Origin of the sequence: Lactobacillus sp. M0393 (assembly GCF_016102025.1) — a bacterium.
Taxonomy (GTDB): domain Bacteria; phylum Bacillota; class Bacilli; order Lactobacillales; family Lactobacillaceae; genus Lactobacillus; species Lactobacillus melliventris.
The window spans coordinates 1-11,672 of record NZ_JACFPK010000001.1; the positions used below are offsets into that span (position 1 = coordinate 1).

Sequence of the window (11,672 nt, forward strand, 5' to 3'; positions counted from 1 at the left end):
GCTTTTTAGTATTCCGGCTTAGCTCAGTTGGTAGAGCGCTTGACTGTTAATCAAGATGTCGTCAGTTCGAGTCTGACAGCCGGAGCAAAGAGAGAAGAGGACCTGGAAAGGTCCTTTTTTTGTGTTTAGTAATTTAAATGCCCTGGATTAATTATTGTGTCCTATTTGATATTAGGTTCAATTTTAAGTTTTTGGAAAGCTGAAATTAGTTTCTTTAATCCTGGTTTTAGTTCTTGCCCATGCTTGACAGCAATGAAATATTTAATTTGGATCAAGTTATGATCAACGGGAAGTAAATTAATGGGTGTTTGTGCCATTCTTTTGATTATGCTGGCAGCGGAAATAGTTAATCCTACACCTTTTATTGCCAAATTAGTGGCAGTGATAATACTGCTGCTTTCTAATATAATATTAGGCTTGATATGAAATTTTTGAAATGCACCGTTGACTTGGTGACGTATAGCAGAATTAGTTGAACTGACAACAAAAGGTTCTTGCAAAATATCTTTAATGTCATATTCCTGCGGCTCGAGAATAAACCGACCTTTTTTAAAGTATTTTGATCTTGGCGAAATAATAACAAAATAGTTTTCACCACCATTGACATAGAAGTCTAGTCCTTGATTAAGTGATTCAGGTGTTTGACCGAGATAGCAATCTATTTGTTCATGCAAAAGATGTGTTTCACTCACTTTGGGAAAGCTTTCTGCTAATTGTATTTTTATATGAGGATTTTCAAACATAAAATTAGGCAGCAATTCAGGTAATAAAAATGTACCTAGGCTTTCTAAAACACCAATTCTAATTACTTCTTGATCAGGTGATACGTACGGTATTAGCTGCTCAGTTAGTTTTTGTTTATTAGAAATTTTAGTTTCTAAATAATTGTAATAAATTATGCCGGCTTCTGTTAACTTGAATGGAATTGATTCGCGGTCAATTATCTTAGTTCCCAGTTTCCGCTCTATTCTTTTAATTAGTTGCGTTAAATAAGGCTGTGAAATATATAATTCGCTGGCTGCTCGTGTAAAATTACTTTCTTTTAGTAGGACATCAATAAAATGTAAAACTGTTTCAGGGTCATTCATATTTTACCTCCCATAACAATTTTATTATAATCTTTTTACTTTAAAACTATTTCATTTTGCTAAAAAAAGTTAGTAAAATTTAACTGATAAGTATTTAAAGAAAGGAAGTATATTAATGATGAAACCTGGTACTTACAAAGTTAAGGCTAAAGGTCATGGCTCCAGTTTTATGCCTATGGAAGTGACCCTTTCTGAGGATAAAATCAAAGAAATTGGTATAGATTCAAGTGGTGAAACTGCAGGAGTAGCCGATGAAGTTTTTAAACGTTTGCCAAAGCAAATTATTGCTAGCCAAACTTTAAATGTTGATGCGGTTAGTGGAGCTACTATTTCCAGCCATGGAGTAGTCGATGGTGTGGCTCAGGCAATTAATGAGGCCGGTGGAGACGCACAAGAATGGTTAAACAGGCCAAAACCTCAGACCGCTAATAGTTCAGACGCTGAATACCAAACTGATGTTGTGGTGATCGGTGCCGGCGGGGCTGGTCTTGCGGCAGCCGCCAGAACAATTCAAAACGGTAAAAAAGTAATAGTATTGGAAAAATTCCCTCAAATCGGTGGTAATACTACTAGGGCTGGTGGTCCTTTAAACGCTGCTGAGCCAGAATGGCAGAATAAGTTCAAGGCTTTACCAGGTGAAAAAGAAAGCTTGGAAAAATTAGCTGCTACGCCGATTGCTGAAATTGATCCAGAATACCGTGATGATTTTAAAGAATTGCAAAAGCAAATTAAGGCTTATGTGGATTCAGGAGAAAATTATCTTTTTGACTCGGTATTATTACATGAGATACAGACTTATTTAGGTGGCAAAAGAATTGACTTAAATGGTAATGAAATTCATGGCAATTATGCTTTAGTTACCGAGCTTGTCAATAACGTACTTGATTCAGTTAAATGGCTAACTGATTTAGGAGTAAAATTTGACCGCTCTGATGTCACTATGCCGGTTGGAGCTTTATGGCGCCGCGGTCATAAGCCGGTTGAACCTATGGGCTATGCATTTATTCACGTTTTAGGTGATTGGATAAAAGATCATGGCGCTACGGTTTTAACTGAAACTAGGGCACAGCATTTAATTATTGAAGACGGTAAAGTTACAGGTGTTGTAGCCCAAGAAAACGATGGCAGTAAGGTTACTGTTCATGCCCAAAAAGTAATTTTGACTTCTGGCGGCTTTGGTGCAAATACTAAAATGGTACAAAAATACAACACTTACTGGAAGCACATTGATGATGACATTGCTACTACCAATTCACCAGCAATTACTGGTGATGGGATAGCTCTAGGCCAAGAAGCAGGTGCTGATTTAGTTGGTATGGGCTTTATTCAATTAATGCCAGTTTCTGATCCTAAGACTGGTGAATTATTTACCGGTATCCAAACTCCGCCTGAAAACTTTATTATGGTTAATCAAAAGGGTGAACGTTTCGTTAACGAATTTGCAGAGCGTGATACTTTAGCTAAGGCGGCAATTGCTAATGGTACTTTGTTCTACTTAATAGCAGATGAAAAAATAAAGGCTACTGCCTATAACACAACTGAGGAATCACTTGAGGCTCAGGTAAAAGCCGGTACACTGCTGAAGGCTGATACTCTTGAAGAACTAGCCGAAAAAGCCGGTATGGATCCTGCTACTTTGGTCAATACCATTAAAAAGTATAATTCATACGTTGATGCTGGTAACGATCCGGAATTTGGTAAAAGTGCATTTAACCTTAAATGTGAAGTTGCCCCATTTTACGCAACGCCTCGTAAGCCAGCTATTCACCATACAATGGGTGGCTTGAGGATTAATCCTAAAGCGCAAGTATTAAATAAAGAGGGCCAGGTTATTGCAGGTCTCTACGCTGCTGGAGAAGTTGCTGGCGGCTTGCATGCTGGTAACCGCCTTGGCGGTAATTCATTAGCTGACATCTTTACCTTTGGTAGAATCGCTGCCGATACTGCATGCGATGAAATTGCACATAATGATGCCGTAACTGGTGCATCTGAAAAATAATATTTTGATTCTAGTAAAAAGGAAGGCGATTTGCCTTCCTTTTTATATATATCCTCTTTCAAAAGCAACAAAAATGGTGACAATTAGTAAATCTGCACAACCGCCTAAGCTGTAATTATGTACTAAGCACTCTTTACTTAATTTTTGCAATTGCTTTTTCCCAACTGCAGCAGCATAGCCACCAAGATCTAAATATTTTGTTGCTTCTTGGTGGAGCCATTTAACTACATCATAATTTCCGGCCCGTTTAATTAGGTTACTGTCAACCGCTACTGTAGCTATTTTCATTAATGTGTCAAGAAGCCTGGTTTGAACAGTCCCAGTACTGCTTTTTAAAAAAGGCAATGCCACTTCTCTAACTATGGGATAGCCCTGCTCTGCCTGTGCCCTGGCTCCGCCTATTTTATATTTAACAAATTCTTGTTCGCCAGCTGTTTGTAATTCATTATTTTGAACTAAATCACGCTGTACAAGCCCTTTACACATCTTGGTAATAGTAAGAAACAGTTCGGTCTTGTTCGTCATACTGTAACTTTCAGCACAAACAAAAATTCCTAATGCAAAAATTGCTCCTTTATGGGTATTGGCACCATGGGTAGCAGTAAACATTTCTTTTTCAGCAGTGATGCCTCTTTGCCTTAATTGCTGAAACATTTGGGTTAAGTCAGTTGAGTGAAAAGTCTGGCCAATTTTAACAGCAGTGGCAAAATACGATTCTAAACTGATAGAGCTGTCAATAAAAGTATAAATATCCATGTCGGGATGTGGGCCTGGGCTCCCAGGATCTACCAGACCAGGTTTGGGTTCAGTAACAACTTCATACAAAAGCGAGCGTAAAGCGTTTTGGGTAATTGAATTAGTCATATTATAGGTTTGATTCATTAGTTAATTAATTCTTTGACAACTTGTTGAACGATTCTAATAATTTTTATGTTATAACTCTTTGCCATAATATCAGTATATCCTATTTCAAGACCTCTCTGCCATACCATTTATTAATTCCTGAAAGATGTTTGCTTTACTTTTTATATTTTAGTTGACAGGAATGTTATCAACAATTTTTTGAATATCTGGTTTATGACTTTTAAGAAAGTCAATGAAATCAACAGTTCCTGGTGAAAAATTTTGGCTGGAATCATAAACTAAATAAACCTGACGGGTATTTTTAGGTAAATCCAGTTTTATAATGTGAATATCGAAACCACTCAGATAAATAGTTTTGGCAACGATGCCGACAATGTCATTGGTCAGTACTTGTCCTGCAATTGCTAATTCATCATGTAGTCTATTCGTGATATTTAGATCAGATGCAGTCGCCAATAAAGCATTAGTTATGTCTTTACCAATCTGAATTTTTTTAGAGTAGGTAATAATTGACTCGCCTTGTAATTCTGCAGGCGTAATTTCTGTTATTTTAGCCAGGTTGTTTTCTTTTGAAACGATAGCAATAATTTCTTCAGTGTAAAGGGGAATATAAGTAAAATAACTAAATTCAGGTACAAATGAGGAAATTCCAATATCATACCAACCATTTTTAATACCTTCGCAAATTTGATATGAAGGATTATCGTGGTAGATGAAGTGAGGGGAAATATTACTTTCTTGTTGATATTGCTTAGTTAAGTGGGGCAATATAGTTCCAATTGCTGTAGGTATACCGGCAATATGGATATTGCCCTGATCCTGACTGATACGCTGCTCAATCTGCTTTTTACCACGGTCTAAAGTATTTAAAGCTTTGGTTACAGTATCATAAAAAATTCGCCCATATTCAGTTAATTGCACATAACGTCCATTATGGTTAAACAGTTTGCATTGGAGCTCATTTTCCAGTTGCTTAATCGATATCGAGAGGGTAGGTTGACTGATAAACAAATTGTCTGCTGCTTTTGTGTATTGTTTTTGGTCTGCTAATTCACGAAAATAATAAAGCTGATTTAGATTCATGATGTTACCTCAAAAGTATTTTTAAATTTAATACATCTATTAAAAAACACTATACTCATTTTTGTAAAGCCCTTACAAGTTTTATTTATAATATTATTGCTAAAATTAATATTCATACGTTATCGTTAATTTTACTATGTTTTGACGCTTTTAACTAATGAGTCTTTTTTATTATTGGCAACTATTTACGGCTAAACTTTACATTTTTGTTTCCTTTATCTGACTACTGCAAAAGAATTAATTGACATAATTCAAAAAAATAGTTTTGAGTTAAAGTAACGGTTCAGTTTTTATATGCGTAAACTATTAATTAGTGGTATAAAGACAACTTGCTATTCAAAATAAGCCTAAAAATTAATAATCTGAAATTATGAAAATGAAAAATATTGTTGTAGTAGCACTTTTAACTATAGTTATTTTTTATAATTCAGTAATCAGAAATAATTATTCATATCCGTTTTAATAGGATATATTTATTTCTGAATTATCAGCAGTCTTAATTTTGAAAGGTAAAGCTATGAGAAAAGGTAAAAGTTATAGTGGCGTTGCCGCTTCTGTTTATACCCATTTTGCAGTTGTGGGAGCAGCTACCTTATTTATTAGTCAATACAGAGAAATATTGGCCCATTCTTGGAATGCCAGTGCGACCCAAGTTTCACTTGTAATTGCAATGGTGGGCTTGGGTAGAATTTTTACAATTTTATTTGCTGGTGCTATTTCAGATAAGATTGGTCGTAAAAGGGCCTTGTTAATTGCATTGCTTAGTGACGCAATATTTCTTCTTGGTGCTGCTTTTGCAAACAATATTTGGATAGCGGGGTTAGCAGCAATGTTTTTCGGTGCAACCAATTCATTTGGCGATACAGCCGGTTATCCTGCACTTGCAGATGCTTTTCCAGATAAAACAGCCACAATGAACTCGTTTGTTAAAGCCGCAATGCAAGTCATGCAAATGTTATTTCCATTTTGCGTAAAAATAATTAAAAGCCCTAAGATTACAGCGTTAATATTAGTCATTATTATTTTACTGGATGTTGTATTTACAATGAAAACAGCTTTTGCCCCACAAGCTGAGGCAAAAGAGGCTCCTGCAGAAGAAAAAAGCCAAGAAACTGGTATTAGTGAGCAGAATCAGCCTAAGTTAGCTGTTGATGGCTTAATGATCATTGGTTTAGGTTTTACAATTTGTTTTACATTCTATATTTTTTCTCTTTATGCTCCCTACTATGGGCAGTATGTGTTAAATGAGTCCGCTGCTAACGCCAATCAGCTTGTATCATGGTATTCGATTGCTTCCTTAATATCTGTGTTTGTGACCTCAGCTTTAGTAACTAGGGTAAAAAGATTGAATTTAATTATGGTATATTCAGCTATTAGTGCTCTTGGTCTACTATTTATGGTCTTAAAACCGTCCCTGCTAGCTGGTGAAATAGGTTCTTTAGCTGTCGGTTTCTTTACTGCAGGGGGAGTCTGGCAAGTTGCACTTTCCGTTTTGACTTCTTATTTTCCCCAAAGTCACGGAAAAATTACTTCATACTACAGTTTTGCTCCAGCCGTGGTTTACTTTGTAGCACCACTTATAGCTGCGTTTGTATTAAAGGCCAATGCTGCAAGTACATTGATGGTATTTTGGATAACTACAGTGATAACGGTCATTTCGGTGGTTCTATGTGTTGTCCTGATTAGTCGTAGTAAAAATTTCAATATTAAAAATTAATATAAAATAGAAGGTGAATTTATGTCAGAAAAAACAATTAAAGCAACAGCAGAAGGCAGAAATGGTCAGATCGACTTTGATATCAAAGTCGAAGACAATCAAATTACAGATATTAAGGTAACCAAAACTGCCGAAACCCCGGGTATCTTCAACCAGGTTGTAGGTAAATTAAAAAAGAATATTCTAAATAATCAGAGTTTCGCTGTTGATGCTATTTCCGGTGCTTCGATTATGACACAAGCCATGCTTGACTCTGGTAAAAAGGCCTTAAAAGCAAATGGTGTAAATATTGTTTCTCAGCCTAGCGATCAGGCACATCAAGATGTAACCTATGATGTGGATGTAGCCGTAATTGGTTCGGGGATGGCGGGCCTAATGGCTGCCTGTCGGGCGTTGTCAATGGGTAAAAAAGTTCTTTTACTTGAAAAAAATGGCTATCTCGGTGGAGCTACAATTTTAAATGGCTCAAACGTAGTTGGCACTGGTTCAAAATTAGCAGCTACTTTATTTGGTGAAGAAGCAAAAAAAGATTCTCCGCAGCTCTTGGTTCAAGATATTGCCCGAGAATGCCGGGGGACAAATTATCCCCTGCTTTCAGATTTACTAGCGCAAAACATTGGTAAAGCAGTTGATTTTATTACTGAATTTGCAGATCTGACCTATCAAAAGGCCGAAACACAAACTATTGAGCATTCCGTTGACCGCCAAATTGAAATGCCAACTGAAAGTTCTTATGAATTGATAACTAAAGTGGCAAATGCTTTTACCAAAAAGGGTGGCAAAATTTTACTGGAAACTCGGGTGGAACACCTGAATAAAAATGAACAGGACCAGCTCGTCTCATTAGTTGCTGAAGGCAAGCATGAAACAGTTACTGTTAACTTTAAGTCTCTGGTCATGGCAGCTGGCGGCTGGGGTGCGCGTGATTACCGGCAGCACAAGACCAACATCCCTTATTATGGTCCAATGACTTCAACTGGTGATTATTTCGCTTTTGCTAAAAATATGAATTTAGTTTCCCGCAATCTTGACTGGTATAAAGTTTACCCCCATGGTTTAGAAGTTGAGCCTGGTATTGCCAAATTAACCACCTATTCAACAAAAGAAGCGACGGACATGGGTGCTATTTTTGTCAATACCAGTGGTAAGCGAATTGTAAATGAATCTGCCCCATACACTCACTTTAGGGATGCTATTGCTGAGCAAAAGGATAAAATTGCTTTTGTAGTAATGGATGAGAGAACTTGGAACAGATTTTATGAATTGCTGCTTAAATATGGTTTTAGCAAAGACGAAGTGCAAGGTTTCTTCGATCTTGATGGCAAAAAGAGTCCGATTTTAGTTAGCGGAGACTTAAAGACAGTGGCCCAAAAAGCTGGCATTAATTATGACAACCTCAAGAAGACTTTAACTGACTATGAAAAATATGTAACTTCAGGTAATGATCCTGAGTTTGGTCGCCCTTGTCAGTTTATGCATAAATATGAAGGCGATACCTACTTTGTGATTGAGCAGAAATTACGCTTTTGTACTACCCTTGGTGGCTATGAAACTAATCAGCGTATGCAGCTTTTAGACCAAGATTTAAAAGCGTTAGACAATTTCTATGCCGCCGGAGAGATTGTTGGCGGTGCTAACGGTCATGATTCAATGCCAAGTATGATGAATTCTTGGTCTTATGCTTCAGGTTTTGTGGCCGGAACAGAGGCTGCTGATAATGCCAATTATCAAAAATTGGAAAAGACTGCACCTGATCCAACTGATACAGTGTCTGGTGCTTCTAAAAATTAGTATAGAATAATTATTTTAAATTTAATAAAGGAGAAAAATGATGACTAATAAAATTACTGGTGTTAATGGTCCTATTACTGGCTGGCTCGATGGTCATACCTACTTAATTGGGTTGATGGCTTATCCTATTCGGCATTCAATGTCACCAACAATGCACAATAATGCGTTTGCTAAGCTGGGCTTGAATTACACCTATCTTTGTTTTGAAGTTGGCAACGATAAATTAAAAGGCGCAGTTGACGCTATTCGCACGTTAGATATGCGTGGTTCCAACGTTTCGATGCCTAATAAAAAAGAGGTTATTCAATACCTCGATAAATTATCACCTGCTGCTAAAATGTGTGATGCTGTTAATACTATTGTGAACGATCATGGCGTTTTGACAGGCTACACCACTGATGGTATCGGTTTTGTGCAATCACTTAAAGATGAAGGCTTTGATATTAAAGGTAAGATTATGACCTTAACTGGTGCAGGTGGTGCTGCAACACCGATAGCGGTTCAGTCAGCTTTAGATGGTGCTAAGGAAATTAGAATGTTTAACATTAGAGATAAAAATTGGCCTCAAGCTGAAAAGACTGTTAAAATTATTCGTGAAAACACTGACTGCAAGGTTTCTCTGACTGAATTATCTGATCAGGAAGCATTCAAACAATCAATTGCAGAAAGTGATATTTACTGCGATGCAACTAGCATCGGAATGAAGCCGTTTGAAGATAAGACATTAGTTTCAGATCCATCATGGTTCCATCAGGATATGGTAGTATTTGACACGGTTTATTCTCCAAGAACTACTAAGTTAATGAGAGTGGCACAAGAGGCCGGAGTTAAGCATGTCTATGATGGTATCGGCATGATGATTGATCAAGGTGCAGCATCATTTAAGCTGTGGACAGGCAAAGAGATGCCAACTGATTATATTCGTGAGATTATATTTTCAGACGACAACGATTAGTTGAGGGATTAACTAATGGCTACTGTAAGGATTAGAAATACTGTTTTAGGTGCAGGGCTGCCCAAAATTGCCGTACCTAATGTCGGAACAAGCACAGAAGAAATTTTGACTGCAGCTGAAAAGATTAAGTCTGCCAAACCTGATTTAATGGAATGGCGGATTGATTATTATACTGCGGGAGTTAATGACTTTGCCAAGCTGAATACTACTGCCAAGAAATTGCGGCAGGAAGTGGGCGAGCTGCCTATTTTGGTCACCTTTCGCACTAAAAATGAAGGTGGAGTTTGCAGTCTGGCTGAAGACGAATATTTAAATTTAATAGAATATGTCATTATTAATAGGCTGGGTGATGCAGTTGATATAGAACTTTTTCACACGGAAAAAAGAGTAAAGTCTTTAGTAAACTTAGCTCATGACTACAATGTCGTAGTAATTATGAGTAACCATGACTTTGAAAAGGTGCCTGCTAAAGACGTAATTGAATTTCGCTTACGAAAAATGGCTCAACTTGGTGCAGACGTCCCTAAATTAGCCTGCATGCCTCATAGTGCTACTGACGTTTTAACTCTTTTAGCAGCAACGACAGAAATGAATGCAGAAATTGCTAATCCCTTGATTACTATGGCCATGGGCGATATTGGTAAAGTTACTAGAGTAGCCGGTCAAGTTTTCGGTTCTAGTTTGTCCTTTGGTGCTGTTGGCAAAACTTCTGCACCAGGTCAGCTGTCGATTGCAGATTTGCGGAATGCGGAAAAGTATTTGGCAGTGGATTAAAATTAATATAATAATAGTATTAAAAAGCTAACTTTATATACTGATAAAGTTAGCTTTTTGTGTACAAATTTTATTTTGAATAGTAAAAATTGAAATAACTAAGACGGTTTATATAATAAGATTTTTTATTTTATTTTATATGTAACTAAGTAATATTATAATGTCTATTTTTTGTGAGACAGTACAAGAGTACAATTATCAAGAGAAGTAATTTGAAAGCATATTCAAACTTTAAATGATAAAATGTTTAGAGCAAAAGAATACTATTTTATTGTAAATCATTAAACTTTTAAAATAAATGTAAGGAGAGATCATCAGTTGGCTACAATTCGTGATGTTGCGAAAGAAGCAGGTGTGTCTTTAGGTACTGTTTCGCGCTATTTGAATGGATATACTCTAAAAAAAACAAATATGGATAAAATTGCTGCAGCTATTAAGAAACTTGGTTTCAAGCAAAATTATTTAGCAAAGGGCTTAAAAACAAAGAAAAGTCATGCAATAGGTGTTGTGGTAAATGCTTTAACAGATATTTTTGCTGCATCCATAGTCACTTCTTTAGAAGAACTATTGGAAAAAAATAACTATGAATTAATAATTGCTGATTATAAAAACAATATAAAATTGCTAAACGAAAAACTTAAATTTCTATACTCAAGGAATGTAGATGGCATCGTTCTTTTTCATGTTGAACAAGCAGTGCCCATATTAAAAGAATTCCGGAAGAAAAAAATCCCGGTAGTAGCTGTTGATACTCCTATATCTGGGTTTGAGTGCGATACAGTACTGCTGGATAATTATCATGCTTCAGTTGAAGCTGTCGAATCTCTCTATGAAATAGGTCACAGACAAATTGGCATTATTTCGGGTGGACAACAAGGGTATGTTGGCTCTGAAAGATTGCGCGGTTATGTTGCTGCAATGAAAAAATATGGTATTTTTGATCACGAGTTAATAGCGAGTGGAAGTTCATTTAAAGATTCAAGCTATGATGCTACTTTAGATTTACTTAAAAATAGCCACAAAATAACCGCACTATATTCTACAAATTATTATATGACAATAGGAGCTATTCAAGCGATAAATGAGTTGAACCTCAGAATTCCTACGGATATTTCTTTTATTGGCTTTGATGATTATGATATTTCTACAGTGATAAAGCCCCAGCTAACTGTTGTAGCACAACCAGTCGTAAAAATTGGCCGAGAAATCGGGAAAATAATTTTACAAAAAATTACTAATCCGGCTGACTTGAACTACCAAACCAAGCTTTTCAAAGCCAAAATTGTTTGGCGAGATTCTGTTATAAATAAAAATTTCTAAGAAAGCGATTGCAATTAATTTCTAAAAGTAATATTATTATTGTGTAATTGAACCGGTTCAATTATTAAAAGCTTTTTATTG

The 11,672-nt window shown here is 36.3% G+C and carries 9 protein-coding genes and 1 tRNA gene; 7 read left to right on the top strand and 3 right to left on the bottom strand.

The window, feature by feature from the left end; translation table 11 throughout:
* Positions 1–12 precede the first annotated feature (12 nt).
* Positions 13–85, top strand: a tRNA-Asn gene (locus H3R29_RS00005).
* Positions 86–161: 76 nt separating this feature from the next.
* Here the strand turns inward: H3R29_RS00005 and H3R29_RS00010 are convergent.
* Positions 162–1,088 (bottom strand): LysR family transcriptional regulator, encoded by a 927-nt coding sequence (locus H3R29_RS00010; protein ID WP_198202200.1) that lies wholly within the window; start codon positions 1,086–1,088, stop codon positions 162–164.
* Between the two features lie 118 nt (positions 1,089–1,206).
* Between H3R29_RS00010 and H3R29_RS00015 the strand changes: the two genes are divergently transcribed.
* Positions 1,207–3,087: a flavocytochrome c gene (locus H3R29_RS00015; RefSeq protein ID WP_198202347.1), complete on the top strand. Its 1,881-nt coding sequence runs from the start codon at positions 1,207–1,209 to the stop codon at positions 3,085–3,087.
* Between the two features lie 42 nt (positions 3,088–3,129).
* Here H3R29_RS00015 and H3R29_RS00020 read toward each other — a convergent pair whose 3' ends face one another.
* Together H3R29_RS00020 and H3R29_RS00025 are read right to left on the bottom strand one after the other, a co-directional pair.
* Positions 3,130–3,969 (bottom strand): triphosphoribosyl-dephospho-CoA synthase, encoded by an 840-nt coding sequence (locus H3R29_RS00020; protein WP_232352176.1) that lies wholly within the window; start codon positions 3,967–3,969, stop codon positions 3,130–3,132.
* A 150-nt stretch (positions 3,970–4,119) separates the two neighbouring features.
* Positions 4,120–5,034: a LysR family transcriptional regulator gene (locus H3R29_RS00025; protein WP_198202201.1), complete on the bottom strand. Its 915-nt coding sequence runs from the start codon at positions 5,032–5,034 to the stop codon at positions 4,120–4,122.
* Positions 5,035–5,551: 517 nt separating this feature from the next.
* Here H3R29_RS00025 and H3R29_RS00030 point away from each other — a divergent pair.
* The 5 genes from H3R29_RS00030 (at position 5,552) to H3R29_RS00050 (ending at position 11,591) form a co-directional block, all read left to right on the top strand.
* Positions 5,552–6,751 (top strand): MFS transporter, encoded by a 1,200-nt coding sequence (locus tag H3R29_RS00030; RefSeq protein WP_198202202.1) that lies wholly within the window; start codon positions 5,552–5,554, stop codon positions 6,749–6,751.
* Positions 6,752–6,772: 21 nt separating this feature from the next.
* Positions 6,773–8,542: an FAD-dependent oxidoreductase gene (locus H3R29_RS00035; RefSeq protein WP_198202203.1), complete on the top strand. Its 1,770-nt coding sequence runs from the start codon at positions 6,773–6,775 to the stop codon at positions 8,540–8,542.
* A gap of 40 nt (positions 8,543–8,582) precedes the next feature.
* A complete protein-coding gene (locus H3R29_RS00040; protein ID WP_198202204.1) occupies positions 8,583–9,497 on the top strand; it encodes a shikimate dehydrogenase in 915 nt (304 codons plus the stop codon).
* 15 nt (positions 9,498–9,512) lie between these two features.
* Complete coding sequence (gene aroD, locus H3R29_RS00045) at positions 9,513–10,271, top strand: type I 3-dehydroquinate dehydratase (protein WP_198202205.1); 759 nt, start codon at positions 9,513–9,515, stop codon at positions 10,269–10,271.
* Between the two features lie 318 nt (positions 10,272–10,589).
* Positions 10,590–11,591: a LacI family DNA-binding transcriptional regulator gene (locus tag H3R29_RS00050; protein ID WP_198202206.1), complete on the top strand. Its 1,002-nt coding sequence runs from the start codon at positions 10,590–10,592 to the stop codon at positions 11,589–11,591.
* Positions 11,592–11,672: the final 81 nt, after the last annotated feature.

Bases quoted from the DNA above. Each gene is read 5' to 3' on its own strand.
- H3R29_RS00030 (WP_198202202.1), top strand. From the start codon at position 5,552: ATGAGAAAAGGTAAAAGTTATAGTGGCGTTGCCGCTTCTGTTTATACC.
- H3R29_RS00025 (WP_198202201.1), bottom strand. From the start codon at position 5,034: ATGAATCTAAATCAGCTTTATTATTTTCGTGAATTAGCAGACCAAAAA.
- H3R29_RS00020 (WP_232352176.1), bottom strand. From the start codon at position 3,969: ATGAATCAAACCTATAATATGACTAATTCAATTACCCAAAACGCTTTA.
- aroD (WP_198202205.1), top strand. From the start codon at position 9,513: ATGGCTACTGTAAGGATTAGAAATACTGTTTTAGGTGCAGGGCTGCCC.
- H3R29_RS00015 (WP_198202347.1), top strand. From the start codon at position 1,207: ATGAAACCTGGTACTTACAAAGTTAAGGCTAAAGGTCATGGCTCCAGT.
- H3R29_RS00035 (WP_198202203.1), top strand. From the start codon at position 6,773: ATGTCAGAAAAAACAATTAAAGCAACAGCAGAAGGCAGAAATGGTCAG.
- H3R29_RS00010 (WP_198202200.1), bottom strand. From the start codon at position 1,088: ATGAATGACCCTGAAACAGTTTTACATTTTATTGATGTCCTACTAAAA.
- H3R29_RS00040 (WP_198202204.1), top strand. From the start codon at position 8,583: ATGACTAATAAAATTACTGGTGTTAATGGTCCTATTACTGGCTGGCTC.